This is a genomic window from Paraburkholderia acidiphila (genome assembly GCF_009789655.1).
Lineage (GTDB): Bacteria > Pseudomonadota > Gammaproteobacteria > Burkholderiales > Burkholderiaceae > Paraburkholderia > Paraburkholderia acidiphila.
The window spans coordinates 314,438-338,681 of sequence record NZ_CP046910.1 but is presented as its reverse complement, the minus strand read 5'-3'; the positions used below and the strand labels follow the sequence as shown (position 1 = coordinate 338,681).

Sequence of the window (24,244 nt, the reverse complement as noted above, 5' to 3'; positions counted from 1 at the left end):
TTGACTCTTAGCGCGAAACTGCCCGCACGCGCAGTCATTGCGCCACCAAGATCGCTTATTCAACACCCATCTCGCGCGATCTAACAGTCTACGTCCGCAAAGCCGGCGTCACCACACGAAACGTAAGATTCACGCGCTCGCCAGTCACGGCAGGTTCTTTCGGCACGCGATGCCGCCATTGCGCCTGTGTCTTACCTTGCATGACGAGCAGACTGCCGCTCGTCAGCTGGAACGAGCGCACCACGCCCGTCGCGTTGTGACGCAAGTCGAAGCGCCGCGTCGCGCCGAGGCTCAGCGAAGCGATCACCGGCTCGGGGCCGAGTTCGGGTTCGTGGTCCGCGTGCCAGCCCATGCTGTCCGTGCCCATGCGGTAACGGTTGAGCAGCACGCTGTTAAAGCGCACGCCGCAAAGCGCCGAGATGGCGTCGCGCAGTTCGGCAACCTGGCGAGTCCACGGCTGCGGAATATTTCGGATGCCTGAGTAGATGTACACCGCGCCCTCGTCGCCCTGCCAGGCCGTGAGGCGCGGCTGGTCCACCCAGCCGCCGGGCGTGCGGATGCGTTCCTGGCGCCAGTCGGCCTCGGCAACGATGCGCGCGAGCGCCTCGGCGGCCGCACTGGGCGTGAGCCATGACGGATGCCACGCCACGTCGGGGGCCGGCGTATCGTCGAAAAGATCGAACATCGAGAATGCTTGAGTCGAGCAGGTAAACGTGCAGTTTCGCACGGCGCGGTCCCGGCCGCCGTGCGCCCTCGCTTCCCGCGGGACAGCGAATCAGGTTAGCAGCGCGACGTAAAACACCACCGCGCCAACGAGCGCGCCGACGAAGCAGAAGCCTTCGGCTGGCTCGTCGGTCGTGCGGGATCGCAGCCAGGCGCCCACCACGCCGAACATGCCCGCAATGCCGAGCGCGACGAACAGCATCACGACGTCGAACAACGCGCTTCGGCCGATTTCGATGATATCGACGTGCTTGACCGCGATATACAGCGCGATGGCCATGATCGAAAGTACGACCATCGGCAGCATGACATGGCTGCCCTCGTGCCCGACGTGACGACCATGCAGCCCTTCGTGCAGCCCATGTGTGACTGGCCGAATACCTTTCATGATCCGCCTCCCCCAGAGCGCCCGAAACTGCGCGGGCCTCATTTCGAGCATAGTCCATCGCCGGGGCCGATTCAATGGACGTTTAATAGCTTGCGCCCGGCCCCACCAGAACATAGTGCGACGAGTGGGATCGCACTGGCAATCCAGGGAAATGCCGCACTGCCACACGCCTATGAGATAAAGCCCAAGGCCTATGCATACACGCATGCATGTATGTGGATGCGGTCTCGATGCGTCATTGACGAGCCGCTTCATGGTGCGCCGCGGCAAGTGCGTACATGAACGTCCGCCGCCTGGCGGCACGAAGTCTGCTGCGCCGGTAGAATGCAACGCAGCGACCTGCGCTGCCCCGTCCGCCGGGTTTTCGACCGGGCCACGTTGGCCGGGCCACAATGGCTTCGCTGCCGCCGCAGTGCGCCGTACCCGTTACGCCAACCCACGCCGGTCCGCTCCCATCCGTTCGCGCCGCCATGCCCCGACTCTCGTTTCTGGTCCGCTTCATCGCCATCGGCGTGCTGCTGCATGCCTATGTCGGCTTTCGCCTGATTCCCGACCTGCCCGTGCCCGCCGCCGGCAAATGGCTGGCCGTACTGTGGCTCGTGCTGTCGGTGCTGTTCATCCCGCCCGGCTTGCTCGCGCGGCGCTTCAAGCGCCAGCCGCTCGGCGACCGCCTCGCCTGGATCGGCATGCTCGCCATGGGCTTCTTCTCGTCGCTGCTCATGCTGACTATCTTGCGCGACATCGTGCTCGCCTCGGCCATGACCGTGGAGGCGCTGTGGCCTCACGCCATCAATCTCGCCGGCTGGCGCATCGTGAGCGCCGCCGCCGTGATCGCGCTTGCGTTCCTCTCTACCGGGTTCGGCTTCTTCAACGCGCGGCGGCGCGCGCGCGTGCGCAGCGTCGAGGTGCCGATTCGCGGCCTGCCCGCCGCGCTCGACGGCTTCACCATCGTGCAGCTGAGCGACATTCACGTCGGGCCGACGATCAAGCACGGCTATGTCGATGCGATCGTGCGCGCCGTGAACCAGCTCGACGCCGACGTGGTCGCCATTACGGGCGACGTGGTGGACGGCAGCGTGGCGCATCTCGCCGAGCACACCGCGCCGCTCGGCAAGCTCCATGCGCATCACGGCGTGTATGTCGTGACCGGCAACCACGAGTACTACTCGGGTGCGGATGCCTGGATTGCCGAGTTCCGCCGCATCGGCCTCACGGTGCTGATGAATCAACACGTGGTGATCGAGCATGGCGGTGCGCGGCTCGTGCTGGCCGGCGTGACCGACTACACGGGCGGCCAGTTCGATCCAGCGCACCGCAGCGATCCGGCCGCGGCGCTGCGCGACGCGCCCCCCGACGTCAACACGCGCGTGCTGCTGGCGCACCAGCCGCGCACGGCCCACGCCGCCGCCGACGCGGGCTTCACGCTGCAACTCTCCGGCCACACGCACGGCGGCCAGATCTTCCCGTGGAATTTCCTCGTGCGGCTGCAGCAGCCGTTCACGGCGGGCCTCGAAAAGCTCGGCGGCCTCTGGGTCTACACGAGCCGCGGCACGGGCTACTGGGGGCCGCCCAAGCGCCTTGGCGCGCCTTCGGAAATCACGCGCGTACGGCTCGTGGGCGCACAGTAAAAGCCGCCGGGAGCGCTGCGTACCACGGCCCGCGCGGTCTTGCCGGTATCATCCGACGATGCCGCCATTCGTCCGCCAGAACGCTTTAACCGGAACTCATCGCACATGGAAGGCAACAAGCACCTTCACCAGACATCGTTCTATTTGCTGCTGTTCGCGGTGTCCATCGCGCTGTGCTTCATCCTCGCGCCGTTTTTCAGCACGGTGCTCTGGGGCGCCATACTCGCGTTGATCTTCCAGCCGGTGCAGCGCCGGCTCGTCGCGCGCCTCGGGCGGCGGCGCAATCTCGCCGCGCTCATCACGCTCGCGATCTGTCTCGTCATCGTGATCTTTCCGCTCACGCTCGTGACGGCCACGCTCGTGCAGCAGGTCGCCTCGGCGTATCAGCAGGTGCGCAGCGGCAGTCTCGACTTCGGCGCGTACTTCACGCAGATCGTCCATGCCCTGCCCGAGTCGATTCAGAACCTGCTCGCGCGCTACGACCTCATGGATCTGCCGGGGCTGCAGCAGCGCCTTTCGGCGGGCGCCGCGCAAATCAGCCAGTTCGTCGCCACGCGCGCGCTCTCGTTCGGGCAGAACACGCTGCAGTTTCTGGTGAGCTTCGGCGTGATGCTCTATCTGTTCTTCTTCCTCGTGCGCGACGGCCGCGAAATATCGCGGCTCGTGCGCGACGCCATTCCGCTCGACGAGCAGCACAAGCTGCATCTCATGCGCAAGTTCACGACGGTCATCCGCGCAACCGTGAAGGGCAACGTGGCGGTGGCGGTCGTGCAGGGCGGCCTGGGCGGCATCGCCCTCTGGGTGCTCGGCATTCAGGGCGCGCTGCTGTGGGGCTTCGTGATGATGCTGCTCTCGCTGTTGCCCGCCGTGGGCGCGGCGCTCGTGTGGGGGCCCATTGCGATCTACTTCCTCTCCACGGGGGCGGTGGCGAAGGGCGTCGGACTCATCGTCTTCGGCTCGGTCGTGATCGGCACCGTGGACAACGTGCTGCGCCCCGTGCTCGTGGGCAAGGACACGCGCCTGCCCGACTGGGTCGTGCTGATCTCGACACTCGGCGGCATCTCGCTCATCGGCATCAACGGCTTCGTGATCGGGCCGCTCATCGCCGCGCTCTTCATCAGTTGCTGGGACCTGCTGCGCAAGGACCAGCACAACATCGAGAACGAGCGCGCGCCCGTGGAAGACGAGCCCGTGTAAGCATCAGGGCGAGACGTGCAGCGGCAAGCCTGCGCGGCCCTGGCGCGAGATGCCGGCAACGGGTGCTTCGGGCGCGTGGACGCCGTCCACCGCCACGGAAAACCCGAACGTGTTGACGCCATCCGCACTGCGCACGAACACTGTGCCGCCGTGCATTTCGGCCACGGCCTTGACGATCGAAAGCCCGAGACCGTGATTTTCGTGGCTGTTCGAGCGCGCTTCCTGAATGCGGTAGAAGCGGTCGAAAATATGCTCGCGCGTCACCGGATCGAGCGGTTCGCCGGGATTCGAAACGGCAATCTCGACGTGACCGTCCTGCGGCGCGACCGTGGCGCGCAGCGTCGTGCCTGGCTGCGAATGCTGGATCGCGTTGACGAACAGATTGCTCACGGCGCGACCGATCAACGACGTATTCACCCATGCGCGCGCGTCGCCTTGCACTTCCACGTGTAGCTGCGCCTCTTCGAGCGGCATTTCCAGAAAATCGAGCATGCGCTCGATCTCCGAGCGCAACGACACCTCCGCGAGGTCCGTCGCGCGTTCGCCGCGGTCGCTGCGCGAGAGGAACAGCATGTCGTTCACGATCACGCGCAATCGTTCGAATTCCTCAAGATTCGATTGCAGGGTCTGTTGCAGCTGCTCGACCGAACGGTCACGCGTGAGCGCCACCTGGGTCTGGCCGATCAGGATGCTCACCGGCGTGCGCAGTTCGTGCGCCACATCGGCGTTGAACGATTCGAGGCGCTCGTAAGCCTTGTCGAGGCGCTCCAGCGCGCCGTTGAACGACGTGGCGAGTTCGTGCAGTTCCTCGGGCAGTTCGTCCGCGTGCAAGCGCTGGCGCCGGTTCGACGGGCTCAGTTGCGCGGCTTCGCGCGAAAGGCGTGTGAGCGGCGCAAGCCCGAAGCGCGTAACCGCGCGGCTCAGCAGCGCCACCGCGATGGTGGACAGCGCGATCAGCACGCCGAGCGCGATGCCAAAGCGCCGCAGCATGCCTTCGGTACGGACGCAGTCGCTGCCGACCACGAGTTTCACCTTGGGCCGGTCGCCGCTCGCGGGCACGATAAAGGTCGTCGTGATGATGTCGTAGCTGCAGTCGGGCGGACGCACGAGCACATGGTTCGGGCCGAGGTTACCCGTGACCTTGCCGACAATGGGCGTGCCGAAACGAAAGCGCGGATCAGGGCCTTCGACGTAGTAGTGCATGCGGCTATCCGCGGGTGAAAGGTCGCGCAGCTTTTCCTGCACAAAGGCCCACTTCTGTACGTCCGGTGCGTGCGAGACGATCAGGCTCGCAATGCGCGCGCGCGTATCCAGCGTTTCGCGCAACTCGTTGAAGAGCTGGCGCTGCATCAGGAAGAAGAGTCCCGCGCCCGTGAGCGTGAACACGATGAGCGACACCGCTGCGAACATCGCCGAAAGCCGCAGCGAGATCGAGCGTTTCATGACGTCTGGCCTCCTTCCTCGCGCACTTCGAGCACGTAGCCCATACCGCGTATGGTGTGCAGCAGTTTGGCCGCATGCGGGCCGTCGAGCTTGGCGCGCAGCCGCTTGATCGCCGTTTCCACCACATTCGCGTTGCTTTCGAAATTCACGTCCCACACCAGCTCGGTAATCAGCGTCTTGGAGAGGATCTCGCCGCGCCGCCGCGCGAGCACCGAAAGCAACTGGAACTCCTTCGCCGTGAGATCGAGACGCACGCCGTCGCGCGTTGCGCGTCGGCTGATGAGATCCACCTGCAGATCGCCCACCGATATCAGCGTGGATTCCTGTGTGCGCGCGCGCCGCGTAAGCGCGCGCAGCCGCTCGACGAGTTCGAGAAACGAGAACGGTTTCGTGAGATAGTCGTCGGCGCCGTCGCGCAAGCCATGCACGCGGTCGTCCACGCGGTCGCGCGCCGTGAGCATGATGACCGGCGTGTCCTTCTTCGTGCGCACGGCGCGCAGCACGCCGAAGCCGTCGAGTTTCGGCAGCATGACGTCGAGCACGATCACGTCGAAGTCGTATTCCGTGGCCATCCACGCGCCTTCCTCGCCGTCCATGGCGACGTCCACGACCCAGCCCTGTTCCGTGAGTCCGCTGCGCAAGTAGTCCACGACCTTGCGCTCGTCTTCGATAACCAATACTTTCATGCCCGCCCTCCTCTTCGCGCGCTGCCCTGGCGGTTGCGGCCGCTGCGGCTCGTGACCGCCGTTGCGCGCTGTTATATACCCTGGTGCCGGGCTCGCTCAAGCCCTCTTATATGTCCCGCTTTCAACCCTTGCATACGGATTAGCCTTTACCCTCGGTCTTCGGCACTTCGCGGCACGTACCCGCGCTGCATGCCATCTCGCGATCGCCGGCGCTCCAGCCGCCGCCCAGCGCCTTCGCGAGAAACACCACGGTGGCGATCTGCTGGCCTTGAATCTGCACCTCCTGGCGCTCGCTCGTGAGCAACTGCTGCTCCGCGTTGAGCACGTCGATGAACGCCACGAGGCCGCCCTGATAGCGGTCGTTGGCGAGATCGAAGGACTTGCGTGCGTCGTCCACGGCCGCCTGGCCGTCGGTCGATGCGCGCTCCAGCACCGAAAGGCCCGTTACCGCATTTTGCACCTCCTGGAACGCGGTGAGCACGGTCTGACGATAACTCGCCTGCGCCGACTCGTAGCCGGCCTGCGCGAAATCGACGCCCGCCGCGCGCTTGCCGCCGTCGAACAGCACCTCGCTCGCCGTCGCGCCCACCGACCACATCAGGCTCGGCACGGAAAAAAGGCCGCCAAAGCGCGTCGATTCCCAGCCGAACGTGGGCGAAAGCGTGATGTCCGGGAAGTACGCGGAACGCGCCACGCCGATCTGCGCATTGGCCGCGGCCATCGCGCGCTCGGCCGACGCCACGTCGGGGCGCCGCTGCAGCAACTCGCTCGGCAGGCCGGTGGGAAGCGCCGGCACCGGCAGCGGCGTGACCTTCTGCGCAATCGTGAAGTCGGGCGCCGCCCGGCCGACCAGCACGGCAATGGCGTTCTGCTCCTGCTGACGCTGGTTTTCGAGCAGATGCACCTGGGTTTGCGTCGCGGCGAGCTGCGCTTTTTGCTGTAGCAGCTCGAGGCCCGAAACCGCGCCGAGATCGTGCTGCGCGGACACGAAATCGAGCGCCTTTTGCTGCAGTTGCGCCGAGCGGTTCACCACGTCGATCTCATTGTCGAGTTCACGCATGGCGAAGTAGTCGGTGGCGAGTTCGGCCGTGAGCACGAGGCGCGCATTGGCGAGATCGTCGCCGGCCTGCTGCGTCGAAGCCTGCGCCGACTCCACCATGCGGCGGATGCGCCCGAACAGATCCAGCTCGTAGCTCACGGTCGCGCCAACGGTGACCTGGTTCTGCACGGTCGACGTGTTGGGCGTCGCGTAGTTCGTCAGCGGCCGGTTCGCGGAAACGCGCTCGCGCGCGAGGCCCGTGTCGAGCCCGACCTGCGGGCTTTGCTGCGACGACACCGAAGCGAGCGTGGCGCGCGCCTGGGCGTAGTGGGCGGCGGCCACGCGCAGCGTCTGGTTCTCGGCAAGCGCGGCGGTTTCCAGAGCGTCGAACTCGGGGTTGTCGAAGGCCTGCCACCATTGCGGATCGAGCGGGGCATGCGAAGGCTGCGCCGCGTGCCAGTACGAATCGGCGGAATCGACGCGCCACGCCGTCGGGCTTTGCGTTTGCGGCGCGTGGTAGTCAGGGCCCACAGTGCAGGCCGCAAGACCGATCGCGCCGAGCGCCGTGAAACAAGCCAGCGGCCGTGGCCGCGTGTTTCTCCACTTCATCACGTCGCGCTCCGCCTGGCGGCCTCACGCGCCGATTCGGTCTTGTTCGGCGCGACCACGACAACGCTGTCGCCATCTGCAATCGAATCGCTCGGGTTCAGCACGACACGATCGGTCGGCTCCAGCCCGCGGCTGATTTCGAGGGTCTGCCCGAGGTCCTGCGCGATTTCCACGGCCTTGAGCTTGACCTTGCCATCCGCATCGACAACCGCGAGCCGCGGGCCTTCCGAGCGGAACAGCAGCGTGTTGCCCGGCACCGTGAGCAAGCCCTTCGCATCGGTCTGCAAGGCGGCCTGCACATAAGCACCAGGCAGCAGCTTGCCGTCATGATTGGGCAGCGAGATTTCGGCCTCCAGCGTGCGCGTCGCCACGTTGATGGCCTGCGCCGTGCGCGTGACGGTGCCGTCGAACGTCACTCCCGGCAACTCCTGCTCGGTCACGCTCACGTGCTGGCCAACCGCGACCTGCTGCGCGTAGGTCTGCGGCACATCGAGATAGAGGCGCAGCGGGTCGGACTGCGCGATCGAAAAGAGCGCATGTCCCGCGCCGCCGTTGCCCGCGTTCACGAGGTCGCCGATATCGACATTGCGCTGCGTGATGATGCCGGTGATCGGCGCGACGATGCGCTGGAACGACTTCATTTCCGTGAGGCGGCGCACATTCGCATCGGCGGCGGCGAGATTCGCCTGGTCTGTGTTGAACGCGCCTTGGCGATCGTCGAGCTCCTGCTGCGAAACCGCATCGCGCTGGCGCAACTGCTGCGCGCGATCGAACGAGGTCTTCGCGAGCGCGAGCGTCGCTGAGGCCTGATCGCGCTGCGCCTGCGCCTGCGAGAGTTCCTGGTCGATCTCGGGCGTGTCGATCTCCGCGAGCAACTGGCCTTGTTGCACATGCGCGCCGATATCGGCGTACCAACGCCGCACGTAGCCGTTCGCACGCGAGTAGATCGGCGCTTCGACATAGCCGCGCAGCGTGCCGGGCAGCACGATGCGGCCGTCCGCACCCGCCGCCACGGGTTGCACGACGCTCACGTACTGCTTCGCGTTCTGCTTCGTGACGTCGGCGAGACGGTGCGCGTTCATGAGGTTCGAGACGATCGTGCGCGTGGCGCCCGCCGCGAGCAGCAGCGCGACCACGATCACCGCAAGGCGCGCGCGCTTGCCCGCCTGGCCGCGCGCCGGCAAATCCATGGCCTGTTCGCCGCCAACGGTGATGTCGAGAGATGAATGGTGGTGTGGTTCGTTCATGTCTTCGGCCAAATGTGACTTAACGGGTATCGCCTCGTGCACCACGGCGCTGCGCCTCGCGCTCGCGTTTCGCTGCGGCGCGGCGGGCGAGCCGCGTATGCACGGTCGCAAACATCAGGGGTACGAACAATAGCGTGGAGACCGTAGCGAACAGCAAGCCGCCGATCACCGCGCGCCCGAGCGGTGCGTTCTGCTCCGCGCCCTCGCCGAGGCCCAGCGCCATCGGCACCATGCCGATCATCATGGCGAACGCCGTCATGAGCACCGGGCGTATGCGGGTGGCGCCCGCTTCGAGCGCGGCGGCGAGCGGCGTGGCACCGGCGGAAAGACGCTGGCGCGCGAACGAGACCACGAGAATGCTGTTCGCAGTCGCTACGCCCACCGTCATGATCGCGCCTGTGAGTGCGGGCACGCTCAGGTGCGTGCCGGTGATGAACAGCATCCACGCGATGCCCGCGAGCGCAGCGGGCAGCGCGCTAATGATGATGAGCGGATCGGCCCACGACTGGAAGTTCACGACGATGAGCAGATACACGAGCACCACCGCCATCGCAATGCCCACGCCGAGGCCTATGAACGACGAACGCATCGTGCCGATCTGGCCGCGCATGGTGATGGTCGTGCCGCGCGGCGCGTGCGCCTGCACATGACGGATGATGTCGTTGATGTTCGCGCCAACCGAACCCAGGTCGCTGCCCTCCACGCTCACGAGCAGGTCGATCACGGGACGGATGTTGTAGTGCGTGATGATGGCGGGCCCGTCATGTGGCCTGAGCTGGACGAGATTGCTCACCAGTTGCAACGGCGCATTGGCGTTCGTGCTGTGCGCGGAGACCGGCGTGCCCATCAATTCGTTCATCGAGGTTTCGCGATACTGCGGCGTTTGCACCGTGAGCGGGTATTCCACACCGTTTTGCGGACTCACCCAAAATGCGGGCGAAGTCTGTGTGCTGCCAGAAAGCGCGATCAGCACATCCTGCGCAACGTTCTGCGGGCTCAGATTCAACTGCTGCATGCGCGAGCGGTCCATCGCAAGCGTGAGCGCGGGTTCGTCGTTGCGCTGCTCGATGTGCGCATCCACGGCGCCCGGCAGTTGCCGCACCTGCTTGAGCAGCGTGCTTGCCAGCGCCATGTCCTGATTCAGATTCGCGCCCACCACCTGCACATCGATGGCCGCGGGCTGACCGAAGTTCAGAATCTGCGTGATGATGTCCGCAGGCTGAAAGAAGAACTCGACGCCTGGAAACCGTTGCGGCAGCAACGTACGCAACTTGTCGATATACGTGCTGGAGGGATCGTGATCGGGCTTCAGGGCGATCTGGATTTCGCCGTCGAGCGTGCCCATCGTCCCCGCGTTGCTGTACGAGAGATTGATGCCGCTATAGGGCAGCCCGAGGTTGTCGACGATCGTCTCGAGTTGATCGGGCGGCACCACGTCGCGAACCACCTGCTCCACCTGGTCGGCAAGGCGCGCGGTCTCCTCGATGCGAAAGCCCGTTGGCGCACGCATGTGCAGGCGAATGTTGCCGGCATCGACCGAGGGAAAGAAGTCGCGGCCAAGGAAGAACACGAGGACAAGCGAGAGCAGGCAAAACGCGAGGAAGCTGCCGCCGAAGAGCTTGCGGCGCGAGAGCAACAGGCTCAACAGCGCAATGTAATTGGCGCGCACGCGCTCGAATGCATGATTGAAGCGCCAGTGAATGCGCGAGAAGAACGAGCCCTGCGCGCGCTGCACATGCGCCGTGGGATCGTGGCCCTCGAAGAGCAGCATGGCGAGCGTCGGTACGAGTGTGCGCGAGAGAATGTACGACGCGATCATCGCGAACACCACGGCTTCCGCGAGCGGCACGAACAGAAAACGCGCCACGCCGGTCAGAAAGAACATCGGCACGAACACAATACAGATGCACAGCGTCGAAACGAGCGCGGGCACGGCGATTTCGCCCGCGCCTTCGAGAATTCCGTCGTGCAGTTTCGCGCCCAGATGCAAGTGCCGCTCGATGTTCTCGATCGTGACCGTTGCGTCGTCAACCAGAATACCGACAGCGAGCGCGAGGCCGCCGAGCGTCATGATGTTGATGGTCTCGCCAAGCGCATAGAGCGCGATGATCGAGGAGAGAATCGACAACGGAATCGACACCGCGATGATGAGCGTGCTGCGCCAGTTGCCGAGAAAGAGCAGGATCATCGCCGCCGTGAGCGCGGCCGCGATAAGCGCTTCGCGCACCACACCCTGCACGGCCGCGGAAACGAATACGGACTGGTCGAAGAGCGGCTTGACGACGAGGTCGGCGGGCAGCGTGTCGCGCGCCTTCGGCAACAGGTCTTTGAGTGCGCCCACCACCTGCAGCGTCGAAGCGTCGCCGCTCTTGAGGATCGACATCAGCACGCCGCGCTGGCCGTCCTGGCGCACGACGTTGGTCTGCGGCGTGAAGCCGTCGCGGACGTGCGCCACGTCGCCGAGATAGGTGGTTGCACCGTTGACCGTCTGCACGGGAATACGGTTCAGGCCCGCGATCGTATCGGGCGACGCGTTGGTGTCTACCCGATATTCGGTTTGTCCGAGCTTGGCCGTACCGGTCGGCAAAATGAGGTTCTGCGCGTTGACCGCGTTGACGATATCGGCGGGCGTGAGGCCCTTCGAAATGAGCGCGCGCGTGTCGAGATCCACGGAGATCACGCGCGTCTTGCCGCCGTACGGGTAAGGCACCTGCGCGCCGGGAATCGTAATGAGCTGCGGGCGCAGGAAGTTCATCGCGATGTCGGCCAGCGCCTGCTCGCTCATCGACTTGCTGGAGAGGCCGAGCTGGATCACCGGAATGCTCGAGGCCGAATAGCTGATGACGAGCGGCGGCGTGGCGCCGGGCGGCATCTGCTTCACCTGCGCCTGCTCGGACGCTACGGCCTGCGCGATCGCCGTTTGCAGGCTCGCGCCCGGCTGCAGAAACAGCTTGATGATGGCGATGCCCGGCAGCGATTGCGACTCGATGTGCTCGATGTTGCTCACCGTGGTCGTGAGACTGCGCTCGTTGACCGAAGTGATGCGGTCGGCCATGTCCTTCGAGGAAAAGCCGGTATACGACCAGATGATGCTGATGACCGGGATGTTGATGTTCGGCAGCACGTCGGTGGCCATCGACATGAGCACGAACGGCGTGGCCAGCACGATCATGATGGCCATCACGATAAACGTGTACGGTCGCTTCAGCGCGAGATTGACAATCCACATGTCAGTGTTTCGGACAACTCAGGCGAGGGGGTTGAGACGAGGACGCATTCATCCAGCGGGTGCCGCATCATAGGCAATGGCAGTGGCAGTTTGCTGGCGCCAATATGGCGAAATTGACAGGCGACGCGCGAGGCGCGCGAAAGTGCGCGAGAACGCAGATAGAACGTCGCTGCAGCGTCGAAAAGCGCTTGAAAAACCGCCCGCGAAATACGCGGTAACAGCTTCGCGCTTCGCGAGCAGTTCTTTAACTGCTTCAATTCACCGCTTTAGTTCACAAGACGCAGGCGCTCCAGGTCGTGCGTGTTGTGACCGCGGCCACGGCCGCTACGCGCACGCGTACCGCGCGGCCCAGTGTGCGCCTCCATCTCGCGAAGCAGCGGGTCGTCGCAGGTGGCAAGCGCGGCTTCCTGCTCGGCAAGAACGAGCGGCACCTTCTCGCGCAGAAACTCGACGAAGGTTCGGATCTTCGCGTCCAGGTAGCGGCGCGACGCGTACAGCGCATAGATGTTGAGCTTCTGCAGCGTGTGCGTCGGGAGCACACGCACCAGCGTGCCATCGGCGAGACCGGGCAGCGCCACGGGCACCGGCAGCGGGCCAATGCCCATGCCTTCGCGTATGGCAAGCGCGAGCGCTTCGGGGTTGTTCACCTGGAACGGTGTCACGCCCGTATGCCGGAAGGTCTCCCCAAGCGGCCCTTCGGAGACCCATTGGCCGGCGGGCAGGCTCGCGTCGGTCAGATGCAGGCAGGTATGCGCCTCGAGGTCGTCGAACGATTGCGGCTCGCCGCGCATGCGCAAATACGCCGGCGAAGCACAGAGAATGGCCGCGGTGCTGCCCAGATGCTGGGAGATCAGCGCGGAGTCCTCGAGTTCGGCGGCCACTACGACCGCCACGTCGAAGCCCTCCTCGATGATGTCGGGCATCTGCTGAGCGATGGTGAGATCGACCGAGACCTCCGGCAAATGCTGCTGATAGCGCGCGATGAGCGGCATCACATAGTGCTGCCCGAAACTCGTGCCGCCATAAACGCGCAACTTGCCCGCGGGGTTCGCGTGCGCAGCGGCGGCCTCGGCCTCGGCCTGCTCGATGTCGGCGAGGATGCGCTTGCAGCTCTGAAAGTAGCGCTCGCCCGCTTCGGTCAGCGACATGCGCCGCGTGGTCCGGTTAAGGAGGCGCGTGCGCAGCCGCGATTCCAGGTCGGTGACCGCGCGCGAGACCTGCGCGGTCGTCATCGTTTCGCTCGCCGCAGCGCGCGTGAAGCTGCCGGACTCCACCACTCGCACGAAGACCCGCATATTGCGCAGCGTATCCATCAGAAACTCCCGTTCATTCGGCCTGCCTTCCCATCTCCATACGAATGAAACTAGTTTCGCCTACGAGCCGTGGCCTGATCCTGACTCGAACATGGCAGCGCGGACAGCTTGGCGCAAAGCCTTGTCCCGCGTATGATCCACGGGCCCCCGATGTACCCGCCACGCCGTGCGCGAGAGCCGCATGGCGCGCGGCCGCCCTGCTTTTTCATGACAAAACGATGACTCTCGAATTCGCCCTGCGCCTTCTCGCGGCGTTCGCCTGCGGCGTCGCCATTGGCCTCGAACGCCAGATTCGCCAACGCACGGCCGGTCTGCGCACCATCACGCTCGTGGCAAGCGGCGCGTGTTTGTTCGTGACGCTCGGTGTGCTGACCGGCAATGGCTCGACCGGCGTGACGCAAATTGCGGCCTATGTCGTTTCTGGCGTGGGCTTTCTCGGCGGCGGCGTCATCATGCGCGAGAAGGGCTCGATTCAGGGCATCAATACCGCGGCGACGCTATGGTGTTCGGCCGCCGTGGGCGTGCTGTGCGGCGCAGGGCATTACGGACCGGCAGTGGCCGGCACCGTCATCGTGCTGCTCACGAATACCGTGCTGCGCGAAGTGAGCCGCATCATCAACGCATCGCCCGTTTCGAATGCGGATCTCGTGCGTGCTTATGTGCTTACCGTGGTTTGCCGCGAAGAAGACGAAATTCATATCCGCACGTTGCTTTCGAATTCTTTGTACTCCACGCCGCTTTCATTTCAAAGCCTCACGAGCGAGGACCTGGCCGGCGATCCGCCGCGCCTGCGCGTGACGGCAACGATGCGCCTGCATCCGAAATACCAGCCAAAGCTCGAACTCATGGCGAGCCGCCTGAGCATGGAGAAAGGCGTCTCCAGCGTGAGCTGGACTGCCGCAGAACCCGAAATCGCGCCCGAGTGAGGCTTGCGCATGGCATCGCCTCGCATTCCTTACGAATGCATTTCTAATTCATTGCGCTTTCTAAAACTATTCGCGGCGGAGTTCAAGAACTGTCAATTCTGGCCGCGTTTCATGGACGCCTTTTCGCCCTTGGACTAAGCTCCATTCACCGTGATTTTTTCACGCCAACAAGGGGAGTCTATCTATATGGAACACGGCATCATTGCCTGGCTCATCATCGGCGCAATCGCAGGCTGGCTCGCCGGCGTCCTCGTCAAAGGCGGCGGCTTCGGACTGTTCGTCGATATCATCGTCGGCATTGTCGGCGCGTTCATCGGCGGCTGGCTTGCCGGGGTGCTCGGCATTCATATCGGCGCCGGCATCATCAGCTCGATCATCACTGCTATTGTCGGTGCGGTTATTCTGCTCTTCATCATCCGGTTGGTTAGACGAGCGTAGCGAATCCGCGCTATCCATGAAAAACGGGAGCACCGTTGCCGGTGCTCCCGTTTTGTTTTGTATGCGGCTCGATCGCTACGGCGATTATGCGTTCGATGCGAGTCCGCCCGTTGCTTCGGGCAGCATCGAACCCGTTTGATTGAAGCGCAGATGCATTTCATACGCGCGCGCGAGGTCGTGCGGCGTCTGGCCGCCGATCTTGAGAGCGTCGCGATAATAGTCGCGCAGCAGGTCGCGATAGAGCGGATGCGCGCAACGCTCGATCACGAGGTTCGCACGTTCGCGCGGTGCGAGACCGCGCAGATCCGCCAGGCCCTGCTCCGTCACGATCACGTCCACGTCGTGCTCGTTGTGATCGACGTGCGGCACCATCGGCACGATGCTCGAAATGCGGCCGTCCTTGGCAATCGCCTTGGTCGCGAAGATCGCGCACGATGCATTGCGCGCGAAATCGCCTGAACCGCCAATGCCGTTCATCATGTGCGTGCCGCCCACATGCGTGGAGTTCACGTTGCCGTAGATGTCGCATTCGAGGGCGGTGTTCAGCGCAATCAAGCCGAGGCGGCGAATCACTTCCGGATGGTTGCTCACTTCCTGCGGACGCAACACGAGCTTGTCGCGATAGCGGTCGAGTTCGGCGAGCACCTGAGCCTGACGCTGTGCGGAGAGCGTCATCGAGGCGCCCGAGGCGAATACCATCTTGCCGGAGTCGATCAGATCGAACGTCGAGTCCTGCAGTACTTCGGAGTACATCGTAAGCGCTTCGAACGGCGAATCGACGAAGCCCGAGAGCACCGAATTCGCGATCGTGCCGATGCCGGCCTGCAGCGGCGGCAATTGCGCGTTCATGCGGCCATGCTTCACTTCGTGCTGCAGGAATTCGATGAGGTGGCCGGCAATGCGTGCGGTTTCTTCGTCGGCGGGCAACACGGTCGAGGGGCTGTCCGACTCGTTCGTGATGACGATGGCGGCGATCTTCTCCGGCGGGATTTCGATGGCGGTCGTACCCACGCGGTCCTGCGGCCGTACGATCGGCAACGGATCGCGATGCGGGCGCTTGCCGGGAATCCACACGTCGTGCAGGCCTTCGAGCGCGAGCGGCTGCGCAAGATTGATCTCGACGATCACCTTCTCCGCGAGAATCGCGAAGCTCGCCGAATTGCCAACCGAAGTCGTGGGGACAATCGCACCGGTTTCCGTGATCGCCGCGGCTTCGATAATCGCGAGGTCGAGCTTGCCGAGCAGGTTCGCGCGCAGCATTTCGACGGTTTCCGAAAGATGCTGATCGACGAACATCACTTCGCCGCGGTTGATCGCCTTACGCAGCGTCGAGTCGACCTGGAACGGCAGACGGCGCTCGAGCACACCCGCTTCGGTCAGCATGCGATCGACGTCGTGGCCGAGCGAGGCGCCCGTCATCAGCGTGATGCGCAGCGGCTCCTTCTCTTCGCGCGCGCGGCGCGCCAGTTCGATCGGCACGGCCTTCGTGTCGCCCGCGCGCGTAAAACCACTGGCGCCAACGCGCATGCCGTTGCGCACGAGTTGAGCCGCCTCGGCAGCCGAAGTAATTTTCCCGCGCAAGGCGGCACAACGAATACGGTCTTCGTACATCACAGTCTCCACAAACTCTCTGATCGCCTGGTGCCTGGTTTCAGCTCTTGCATCGACGGTCGTGCACTGCGCGATTCACAAAACACTGTTGCAATGTATGTGCAGCCACAATGCGCAAAGCCGCGGCACCCATATGAAGGCGTCGCGGCACAAGATGTCAGCGTGCGCCTGCACATGGCGGGCGTACTCTCGATCTCAGCTACCGAAATAGATATTGCAGAAGCTGACCGGGCCGACGCATTCATCCTTCTTTGCCGGCTTGACGATTTCGCGATGGGCGGGCGCTTGCGCTACTTGAGGGGCAGCGGACTGCGCGACCTGCTGAGGGACACTCGCTGCCGGTGCTTCGTTCTGTGCATAAGCAGCGGCGGCGGCAAACAGCGAACAGGCAACAACAGCGATCTTCACGGACTTCATTTTACTCTCCAGTGCTAACGGGTACTGCGAAGCAGTGATGTGACTATATGACTCAGGCTCGAATAGATTAAGAAGGCGGGGTGGAAGGCATATTTCCAGACTGCAGCAAGATCGCGCGGGCCTGCTTTTTCATTGTGTTTTCAACGATCTGCTGGACGTACGCGTGCGGCGTGCGCGGCGCGCCAGGGGGCCGAGCGGCGCATCGCGGTCGAGCAGCGCGCTGCGGATGAAGTGCAGGTGACTCAGCAGCCGCTGCACCTCGTGCCGCCTTTCTCGCTCGTGATGCACAGTCGCGAGCGCTTCCTGGGCGATCCAGGTCGCCGCGCGCACGGCACTGAGCGCGTGGTCTAGCGAGATCCCGTCCGGGCTTTCGAAAAGATGCGCGATAGCCTCCTGCACGCGCGCGAGCGCCGCAGGCCAACGCGCGTCATGAGAGTCGAGCCACGCTGCGCCGAGCGCCTCGTTGCGCAGATCGACCACGGCATGCCCGACTTCGAGTGTCACGAGCATCCAGCGCAGCGCGCGCCGGTGCGCCTGGTGGCGCCCGGTCAGCAAGAGCCTCAACTGGTTCATCAAATCGTGCGTGCCGGACTGGAAGCGCTGCCCGAGACCATCCAGTTCCCCATGGCAAGCCAGCACGACCTGGCCGCGCAACGACACGCACATACGCTCGACGAGCCAGTTCATGTGCGGCGGAAACACCGCCGCGAAAGCCAGCGAGGCGACCAGCATCGCTGCAACGACGGCGATGCCGTTGTTGATCAGCAGATCCGGCGTGTAGACGATCACGTTGTCCGGACCCGCGAGCAAGCAGAAGAACACCGAGAAACCAACGCCGTAGCCCGCGATGCGCGAGCGCGTGGCAAGAAAGGCGCCGATGGCGAGCACCGGAACCAACGTCGCGCAGAGCAACGGAAAGCCATCGACGTTGGGATACACGTAGCAGGTGAAGAGATAGCCCGTTACAGCGGCAAAACTCGCGCCGACCGCCATCTGCACGGCCATGCGCGACGCGTTCGGCGACGACGAAGTGAGCGCGCAGGTGAGCGCGGCCGCGATCATCGCGAGGCCGCCGCTCGGCCAGTCGGTCTCCACCCAGAACCAGCCCAGCGTCGCCACCACCACGGCGGTGCGCACGAAGGTGAACGCCACCACGTGCCAGCTCGTGCGCGGCACGTAGCGTGCGGCGCGCGGCTCCTGCGCAGGGCGTGCCTCCGTGAGCGATGCCCACGTTCGGCTGTAGCGCACGATCTCGGTCGTGAAGCGGTAGATGAGTTCAGCCGAGGTATCGAAGTCAGGCAGCGCTTCAGGCAGCGCATGTTCGAGCGGCCGCCGCGTCTCGCGCACATGACGCGGCAGCGTGCGCTGGAAGGCTTCCAGCCCGTCGGCGAGCCGCCGCGCATAGGCGCGATCGCTTTCGTTGCGGCTTGGCCGTTGCGCAAGCTGCGCGGCAAGTTCGCCAAAATATGGCGCAAGCGGTGCAATCGCCGCGTCGCTCCAATGCAGCCTTTTGAGCAACTGACGCAGCGCGTGCAAGCGCGCGCAGGCGTCCATGAATTCGGAATTCAGGCGCGAAAGCAGACCGGTGCGCGAGCGACTCGTCGGATCTTCGAAAAATGAGAAAGCGCGCGTCGCCTCGAAGCCGACGACATCGTCGACGAGACTCGCGAATCGCCCTTCGAACGCGCCCCTTTCAAGCCGCCCAGCCAACACCGCCGCGGCGAACGCAGTAAAATTGAGATATCGGGCGCGCAAGGTGCGATCGAGCAGCGAGCCCGACTGCCGGGGCACGATCACTGCGCTGACCATGCCGGAGCAAAGAATGCCAACGGCCACTTCGGCGCCGCGGCCAAGTGCGGCGAGAAAGAGTCCGTTGGGCTGCATCACGAGCGGAATGCCGATCAGCGCCGCCGTATAGCCGGCGAGCACGAAACCGTACCAGCGAAAATGCCGATTCCTCATGGCGGCGGCCGTACAGGCGGCCACCCACACCGTCATCCCGAGTATGTAGAGTTCGGGCTGCTGAATGAACACGGCGCCCAGCACGACTGCCGCAATCATTCCCACCGCGGTGCCGACAATGCGATAAAAGCTCTTGGCGAACACCATGCCAGAGAGCGGCTGCATGAGGACGAACACCGTCGTCATCGCGATGCGCGGCTGCGGCAGGTCCAGCAGCATGGAAATGCCCATGGCAAGCAGGCCGGCCGCCACCGTTTTCAGCAGATGAATCCAGATCGCGCCGTCGGTGCCCTGCCAGTCGTGCAGCGCCCGTCTGGCGGCGCGCCATATGATTTCCGCGCGCCGACGCGAGTCGAGCGCTCGATGTATCGCAGGCTGGCGGCTCATGACAAACGCTCGGGCTGTTTCGAGGACAGGGGCCGATTGTAGGAGCGTCACTGCGCCGCATTAATGGGACGCGCGGGGAACCTCCGTTCCAGATCACTCAACAATGACGCGCCCTGACAGGCGGACAATATCGTTTCTGCACCGAACAAGAAGGTCTGATGGATACGTTACAAAACATGCGGGTGTTCGTCCGCGTCGTCGAAGCGGGCAGCTTCACGGCCGCGGCTCAGTCGCTGGATTCGACCACCGGTGCGATGTCGCGCGCGGTATCGGAACTCGAAGCGCATTTGCGCACCCGTCTGCTCAACCGCTCGACGCGCAGGCTTGCGCTCACGCCGGCCGGCGAGCGGTATCTCAAGCGCTGCTCGCAGATTCTCGCGGACGTCGATAGCGCGGAAGAAGAAGCGAGCTGCGCGCACGAACGCCCGGCCGGCGCGCTGCGCATGCATAGCTTCGCGAGTATCGGTCAGCAGTACGTGCTGCCGGCGATTTCGCGCTATCGCGCACTGCATCCCGAGGTCACCGTCGAGCTGACACTCTCGCAACGCATGCCGGATCTTTTCGAGGGCAGCAGTGATGTGTCGGTGGTCACGGCGTCTTCACTGCCGAATTCCGATCTCGTTTCGCATCAGCTAGGTTCGACATACAGCATTCTGTGCGCATCGCCTGGTTATGTGCATACGCACGGTGCGCCGCGCTCGCCCGCCGATCTCTCGCATCACGACTGTCTGATTCTCAAATCGCCGGCATTTCCAGCCCATGAATGGACGCTTGAAGGACCCGAGGGTAGCGTCGAGATGCAGGTGGACGGGCCCGTGCAGGTGAATATTGCGGAATCGCTCGCGGTGGCGATACGCGAGGGAATGGGAATCGGGATGCTGCCGGTCTACGCGGCAATCGAAGGGCTGCGTAACGGTACGCTTGTGCGCGTACTGCCGCAGCACAAGCTGCAGAAGACAAACGTGTACGCGCTTTATCCGTCGCGCAAGTTCGTCGACGCGAAAACGAAGACGTGGGTGGAATTCCTGCGCGCGCATCTTCCGCAAGTTATCGAGCGCGACCTGGCGCTGCTCGAAGAACTGACGCAGGAACAACTCACAGATGTTGCAGAGGAGGTCGCTTTGGCGAAGGACGCCGCAGTCGCTGCGGCTGTGCAAAAGGGCAATAAGGCTTCGATCGGGGAAGCTGGTTAACGCGAAAAGCCGTCCTTTGGACGGCTTTTTTTGTTGCCTGCCTGTCGTGTCGCGTGTTCTTCGCGCGCCCCAACGCCAGAACCCCGGTTCTCTTTCGGAGACACCGGGGTTCTGGACGTTACTGCATAAGGAGCCTGACGATTACCTACTTTCACACGGGCAATCCGCACTATCATCGGCGTGGAGCTGTTTCACGGTCCTGTTCGGGATGGGAAGGGGTGGGACCAGCTCGCTATGGTCATCAGGCATGACGGGTTGCTGCGTCGCGCGGGTTCTGGTGAACCTGGCGCCACAGCCAATCGGGAAGAAGCGTAAAGAGGTGTTGCTGAATTGGGGTTGTGTTGTTTCTGGCACAACACCGATCTCTCAACCTGTGCGTCCTGCTCTCCACTGCGGGAGCGAGACACACCTGTTATAGGATCAAGCCTTACGGGCAATTAGTATCAGTTAGCTTAACGCATTACTGCGCTTCCACACCTGACCTATCAACGTCCTGGTCTCGAACGACCCTTCAAGGGGATCTAGTCCCCGGGGAAGTCTCATCTTGAGGCGAGTTTCCCGCTTAGATGCTTTCAGCGGTTATCTCTTCCGAACATAGCTACCCGGCGATGCGACTGGCGTCACAACCGGTACACCAGAGGTTCGTCCACTCCGGTCCTCTCGTACTAGGAGCAGGCCCCCTCAAACTTCCAGCGCCCACGGCAGATAGGGACCAAACTGTCTCACGACGTTTTAAACCCAGCTCACGTACCTCTTTAAATGGCGAACAGCCATACCCTTGGGACCGGCTACAGCCCCAGGATGAGATGAGCCGACATCGAGGTGCCAAACACCGCCGTCGATATGAACTCTTGGGCGGTATCAGCCTGTTATCCCCAGAGTACCTTTTATCCGTTGAGCGATGGCCCTTCCATACAGAACCACCGGATCACTATGACCTGCTTTCGCACCTGTTCGACTTGTGGGTCTCACAGTCAAGCACGCTTATGCCATTGCACTATCAGCACGATTTCCGACCGTACCTAGCGTACCTTCGTACTCCTCCGTTACCCTTTGGGAGGAGACCGCCCCAGTCAAACTGCCTACCATGCACTGTCCCCGATCCGGATCACGGACCAAGGTTAGAACCTCAAACAGATCAGGGTGGTATTTCAAGGACGGCTCCACGGAAACTAGCGTTCCCGCTTCACAGCCTCCCACCTATCCTACACAAACCGGTTCAAAGTCCAATGCAAAGCTACAGTAAAGGTTCATGGGGTCTTTCCGTCTAGCCGCGGGGAGATTGCATCATCACAAACACTTCAACTTCGCTGAGTCTCGGGAGGAGACAGTGTGGCCATCGTTACGCCATTCGTGCAGGTCGGAACTTACCCGACAAGGAATTTCGCTACCTTAGGACCGTTATAGTTACGGCCGCCGTTTACCGGGACTTCAATCAAGAGCTTGCACCCCATCATTTAATCTTCCGGCACCGGGCAGGCGTCACACCCTATACGTCCACTTTCGTGTTTGCAGAGTGCTGTGTTTTTTATTAAACAGTCGCAGCCACCAGTTTATTGCAACCCCTTCACCCTTCTGGCGCAAGCCAGTCAAGCTACCAGGGCGTACCTTATCCCGAAGTTACGGTACCAATTTGCCGAGTTCCTTCTCCCGAGTTCTCTCAAGCGCCTTAGAATACTCATCTCGCCCACCTGTGTCGGTTTGCGGTACGGTCACTGTGAAACTGAAGCTTAGAGGCTTTTCTTGGAACCACTTCCAGTTGCTTCTTCACCTAAGTGAATGGCCTCGCACCCTTGAATTCCGCGCCCGGATTTGCCAAAGCGCCTTCTCCAATGCAAGGACCGGGACTTCCAACACCCGGACAACCTTCCGCGATCCGTCCCCCCATCGCATTTCACAATGGTGCAGGAATATTGACCTGCTTCCCATCAGCTACGCATTTCTGCCTCGCCTTAGGGGCCGACTCACCCTACGCCGATGAACGTTGCGTAGGAAACCTTGGGCTTACGGCGAGGGGGCCTTTCACCCCCCTTTATCGCTACTCATGTCAGCATTCGCACTTCCGATACCTCCAGCACGCTTTTCAACGCACCTTCGCAGGCTTACGGAACGCTCTCCTACCATGCACATAAATGTGCATCCGCAGCTTCGGTATATGGCTTAGCCCCGTTACATCTTCCGCGCAGGACGACTCGATCAGTGAGCTATTACGCTTTCTTTAAAGGGTGGCTGCTTCTAAGCCAACCTCCTGACTGTTTTAGCCTTCCCACTTCGTTTCCCACTTAGCCATATTTGGGGACCTTAGCTGGCGGTCTGGGTTGTTTCCCTCTTGACACCGGACGTTAGCACCCGATGTCTGTCTCCCGTGATTGCACTCTTCGGTATTCGGAGTTTGCTATGGCGACGTAATCCGCAATGGACCCATCAACCATGACAGTGCTCTACCCCCGAAGGTGATACACGAGGCACTACCTAAATAGTTTTCGGAGAGAACCAGCTATTTCCAGGTTTGTTTAGCCTTTCACCCCTATCCACAGCTCATCCCCTAACTTTTCAACGTTAGTGGGTTCGGTCCTCCAGCACGTGTTACCGTGCCTTCAACCCGCCATGGATAGATCACACGGTTTCGGGTCTACACCCAGCGACTGGACGCCCTGTTCGGACTCGCTTTCGCTACGCCTGCCCTATTCGGTTAAGCTTGCCACTGAATGTAAGTCGCTGACCCATTATACAAAAGGTACGCCGTCACCCCTTGCGAGGCTCCGACTGTTTGTATGCATGCGGTTTCAGGATCTGTTTCACTCCCCTCCCGGGGTTCTTTTCGCCTTTCCCTCACGGTACTGGTTCACTATCGGTCGATCACGAGTATTTAGCCTTGGAGGATGGTCCCCCCATCTTCAGACAGGATTTCACGTGTCCCGCCCTACTTGTCGCATACCTAGTTCTTCCATTCCGCCTTCGCCTACGGGGCTATCACCCACTATGGCCGCACTTTCCAGAGCGTTCGGCTGACGGTACAGATAAAGAATGCAGGCTGGTCCCATTTCGCTCGCCACTACTTTGGGAATCTCGGTTGATTTCTTTTCCTGCGGTTACTTAGATGTTTCAGTTCACCGCGTTCGCTTCACATGACCTATGTATTCAGTCATGGATACTCCATTCGGAGTGGGTTTCCCCATTCGGACATCTACGGATCAAAGCTTGTTTGCCAGCTCCCCGTAGCTTTTCGCAGGCTACCGCGTCCTTCATCGCCTGTGATCGCCAAGGCATCCACCACATGCACTTGTTCGCTTGACCCTATAACGGGTGTGTCTCTTCCGATTCACATCCGCTACAGGTTGAGTATTCGTGTTGCGCCGTATTTCAAGGCAATCTTTCGATCACTTAAAAATACATTGATACAATCACAACCCTGATTCACCTACTCATGCCCATCTCTAGACATTTTTGGATGAATCTCTTTACTACTTCTTCCTGATTGTTAAAGAACGACAGCCGATACGTTTTCACATACCGCTCTGACTGGCTCAATCGCCAATGCGTAATCCCCGGTTTGTGTTTCACCGGACACTAGGCATTGAGGATTGGTGGAGGATGACGGGATCGAACCGACGACCCCCTGCTTGCAAAGCAGGTGCTCTCCCAGCTGAGCTAATCCCCCAGTCACACATACTCGAGGGATCATTTCGCCTTATGCAGACAAAGTGGTGGGTCTGGATGGATTCGAACCATCGACCCCCGCCTTATCAAGACGGTGCTCTAACCGACTGAGCTACAGACCCCTGAGTCTGTCTTTCTTACAGCCGAC

General features: G+C 62.5%; 16 protein-coding genes, 2 tRNA genes and 2 rRNA genes. 5 read left to right on the top strand and 15 right to left on the bottom strand.

Going from position 1 to position 24,244, the window contains the following annotated elements; translation table 11 throughout:
• Nucleotides 1–88 precede the first annotated feature (88 nt).
• On the bottom strand, nt 89–685 hold the full coding sequence (locus tag FAZ97_RS15985) for an alpha-ketoglutarate-dependent dioxygenase AlkB family protein (RefSeq protein ID WP_158759439.1): 597 nt from the start codon (nt 683–685) through the stop codon (nt 89–91).
• Between the two features lie 90 nt (nt 686–775).
• Entirely contained in the window at nt 776–1,111 is a 336-nt protein-coding gene (locus tag FAZ97_RS15980; RefSeq protein ID WP_158759438.1) for a hypothetical protein, read from the bottom strand.
• Nucleotides 1,112–1,581: 470 nt separating this feature from the next.
• Between FAZ97_RS15980 and FAZ97_RS15975 the strand changes: the two genes are divergently transcribed.
• Nucleotides 1,582–2,739, top strand: coding sequence for a metallophosphoesterase (locus FAZ97_RS15975; RefSeq protein ID WP_158759437.1), 1,158 nt, complete (start codon nt 1,582–1,584; stop codon nt 2,737–2,739).
• A 105-nt stretch (nt 2,740–2,844) separates the two neighbouring features.
• Nucleotides 2,845–3,936: an AI-2E family transporter gene (locus FAZ97_RS15970; RefSeq protein ID WP_158759436.1), complete on the top strand. Its 1,092-nt coding sequence runs from the start codon at nt 2,845–2,847 to the stop codon at nt 3,934–3,936.
• 3 nt (nt 3,937–3,939) lie between these two features.
• On the opposite strand, the gene FAZ97_RS15965 is transcribed toward FAZ97_RS15970, so the two are convergent.
• The 6 genes from FAZ97_RS15965 to FAZ97_RS15940 all read right to left on the bottom strand — a co-directional run bounded on the left by FAZ97_RS15965 (nt 3,940) and on the right by FAZ97_RS15940 (nt 13,502).
• On the bottom strand, nt 3,940–5,379 hold the full coding sequence (locus FAZ97_RS15965) for a heavy metal sensor histidine kinase (RefSeq protein WP_158759435.1): 1,440 nt from the start codon (nt 5,377–5,379) through the stop codon (nt 3,940–3,942).
• On the bottom strand, nt 5,376–6,065 hold the full coding sequence (locus FAZ97_RS15960; protein WP_042265081.1) for a heavy metal response regulator transcription factor: 690 nt from the start codon (nt 6,063–6,065) through the stop codon (nt 5,376–5,378). The genes FAZ97_RS15965 and FAZ97_RS15960 overlap by 4 nt, the downstream gene beginning before the upstream one ends.
• Nucleotides 6,066–6,204: 139 nt before the next feature.
• Entirely contained in the window at nt 6,205–7,713 is a 1,509-nt protein-coding gene (locus tag FAZ97_RS15955; RefSeq protein WP_158759434.1) for an efflux transporter outer membrane subunit, read from the bottom strand.
• Nucleotides 7,713–8,960: an efflux RND transporter periplasmic adaptor subunit gene (locus FAZ97_RS15950; protein WP_158759433.1), complete on the bottom strand. Its 1,248-nt coding sequence runs from the start codon at nt 8,958–8,960 to the stop codon at nt 7,713–7,715. Before FAZ97_RS15950 ends, FAZ97_RS15955 begins: the two co-directional genes overlap by 1 nt.
• Nucleotides 8,961–8,979: 19 nt before the next feature.
• Nucleotides 8,980–12,189 (bottom strand): efflux RND transporter permease subunit, encoded by a 3,210-nt coding sequence (locus FAZ97_RS15945; protein ID WP_158759432.1) that lies wholly within the window; start codon nt 12,187–12,189, stop codon nt 8,980–8,982.
• Between the two features lie 266 nt (nt 12,190–12,455).
• A complete protein-coding gene (locus FAZ97_RS15940; protein WP_158759431.1) occupies nt 12,456–13,502 on the bottom strand; it encodes a LysR family transcriptional regulator in 1,047 nt (348 codons plus the stop codon).
• A 218-nt stretch (nt 13,503–13,720) separates the two neighbouring features.
• Between FAZ97_RS15940 and FAZ97_RS15935 the strand changes: the two genes are divergently transcribed.
• A complete protein-coding gene (locus FAZ97_RS15935) occupies nt 13,721–14,428 on the top strand; it encodes an MgtC/SapB family protein (protein WP_158759430.1) in 708 nt (235 codons plus the stop codon).
• A 186-nt stretch (nt 14,429–14,614) separates the two neighbouring features.
• Nucleotides 14,615–14,866, top strand: a complete 252-nt coding sequence (locus FAZ97_RS15930) for a GlsB/YeaQ/YmgE family stress response membrane protein (protein WP_158759429.1) — start codon at nt 14,615–14,617, stop codon at nt 14,864–14,866.
• Between the two features lie 84 nt (nt 14,867–14,950).
• On the opposite strand, the gene FAZ97_RS15925 is transcribed toward FAZ97_RS15930, so the two are convergent.
• The 3 genes from FAZ97_RS15925 to FAZ97_RS15915 all read right to left on the bottom strand — a co-directional run bounded on the left by FAZ97_RS15925 (nt 14,951) and on the right by FAZ97_RS15915 (nt 19,243).
• Nucleotides 14,951–16,477: an acetyl-CoA hydrolase/transferase family protein gene (locus tag FAZ97_RS15925; RefSeq protein ID WP_158759428.1), complete on the bottom strand. Its 1,527-nt coding sequence runs from the start codon at nt 16,475–16,477 to the stop codon at nt 14,951–14,953.
• A 195-nt stretch (nt 16,478–16,672) separates the two neighbouring features.
• Complete coding sequence (locus tag FAZ97_RS15920) at nt 16,673–16,894, bottom strand: hypothetical protein (RefSeq protein WP_158759427.1); 222 nt, start codon at nt 16,892–16,894, stop codon at nt 16,673–16,675.
• Nucleotides 16,895–17,023: 129 nt separating this feature from the next.
• Nucleotides 17,024–19,243 (bottom strand): FUSC family protein, encoded by a 2,220-nt coding sequence (locus FAZ97_RS15915; RefSeq protein ID WP_158759426.1) that lies wholly within the window; start codon nt 19,241–19,243, stop codon nt 17,024–17,026.
• Nucleotides 19,244–19,401: 158 nt separating this feature from the next.
• Between FAZ97_RS15915 and FAZ97_RS15910 the strand changes: the two genes are divergently transcribed.
• Nucleotides 19,402–20,436: a LysR family transcriptional regulator gene (locus FAZ97_RS15910; RefSeq protein ID WP_158759425.1), complete on the top strand. Its 1,035-nt coding sequence runs from the start codon at nt 19,402–19,404 to the stop codon at nt 20,434–20,436.
• 132 nt (nt 20,437–20,568) lie between these two features.
• On the opposite strand, the gene rrf is transcribed toward FAZ97_RS15910, so the two are convergent.
• From rrf to FAZ97_RS15890, 4 genes are all read right to left on the bottom strand, one after another.
• Nucleotides 20,569–20,682, bottom strand: a 5S ribosomal RNA gene (gene rrf / locus FAZ97_RS15905).
• Between the two features lie 170 nt (nt 20,683–20,852).
• Nucleotides 20,853–23,733: ribosomal RNA gene (locus FAZ97_RS15900) — 23S ribosomal RNA — on the bottom strand.
• A gap of 288 nt (nt 23,734–24,021) precedes the next feature.
• A tRNA-Ala gene (locus tag FAZ97_RS15895) sits at nt 24,022–24,097 on the bottom strand.
• A 44-nt stretch (nt 24,098–24,141) separates the two neighbouring features.
• Nucleotides 24,142–24,218: transfer RNA gene (locus tag FAZ97_RS15890), tRNA-Ile, on the bottom strand.
• Between the last annotated feature and the right edge of the window lie 26 nt (nt 24,219–24,244).

Excerpts from the sequence above, each read along its gene's own strand:
- FAZ97_RS15940 (WP_158759431.1), bottom strand. The coding sequence starts at position 13,502 with ATGGATACGCTGCGCAATATGCGGGTCTTCGTGCGAGTGGTGGAGTCC.
- FAZ97_RS15950 (WP_158759433.1), bottom strand. The coding sequence starts at position 8,960 with ATGAACGAACCACACCACCATTCATCTCTCGACATCACCGTTGGCGGC.
- FAZ97_RS15910 (WP_158759425.1), top strand. The coding sequence starts at position 19,402 with ATGGATACGTTACAAAACATGCGGGTGTTCGTCCGCGTCGTCGAAGCG.
- FAZ97_RS15920 (WP_158759427.1), bottom strand. The coding sequence starts at position 16,894 with ATGAAGTCCGTGAAGATCGCTGTTGTTGCCTGTTCGCTGTTTGCCGCC.
- FAZ97_RS15960 (WP_042265081.1), bottom strand. The coding sequence starts at position 6,065 with ATGAAAGTATTGGTTATCGAAGACGAGCGCAAGGTCGTGGACTACTTG.
- FAZ97_RS15970 (WP_158759436.1), top strand. The coding sequence starts at position 2,845 with ATGGAAGGCAACAAGCACCTTCACCAGACATCGTTCTATTTGCTGCTG.
- FAZ97_RS15985 (WP_158759439.1), bottom strand. The coding sequence starts at position 685 with ATGTTCGATCTTTTCGACGATACGCCGGCCCCCGACGTGGCGTGGCAT.
- FAZ97_RS15965 (WP_158759435.1), bottom strand. The coding sequence starts at position 5,379 with ATGAAACGCTCGATCTCGCTGCGGCTTTCGGCGATGTTCGCAGCGGTG.
- FAZ97_RS15935 (WP_158759430.1), top strand. The coding sequence starts at position 13,721 with ATGACTCTCGAATTCGCCCTGCGCCTTCTCGCGGCGTTCGCCTGCGGC.
- FAZ97_RS15945 (WP_158759432.1), bottom strand. The coding sequence starts at position 12,189 with ATGTGGATTGTCAATCTCGCGCTGAAGCGACCGTACACGTTTATCGTG.
- FAZ97_RS15915 (WP_158759426.1), bottom strand. The coding sequence starts at position 19,243 with ATGAGCCGCCAGCCTGCGATACATCGAGCGCTCGACTCGCGTCGGCGC.
- FAZ97_RS15975 (WP_158759437.1), top strand. The coding sequence starts at position 1,582 with ATGCCCCGACTCTCGTTTCTGGTCCGCTTCATCGCCATCGGCGTGCTG.
- FAZ97_RS15930 (WP_158759429.1), top strand. The coding sequence starts at position 14,615 with ATGGAACACGGCATCATTGCCTGGCTCATCATCGGCGCAATCGCAGGC.
- FAZ97_RS15925 (WP_158759428.1), bottom strand. The coding sequence starts at position 16,477 with ATGTACGAAGACCGTATTCGTTGTGCCGCCTTGCGCGGGAAAATTACT.
- FAZ97_RS15980 (WP_158759438.1), bottom strand. The coding sequence starts at position 1,111 with ATGAAAGGTATTCGGCCAGTCACACATGGGCTGCACGAAGGGCTGCAT.
- FAZ97_RS15955 (WP_158759434.1), bottom strand. The coding sequence starts at position 7,713 with ATGAAGTGGAGAAACACGCGGCCACGGCCGCTGGCTTGTTTCACGGCG.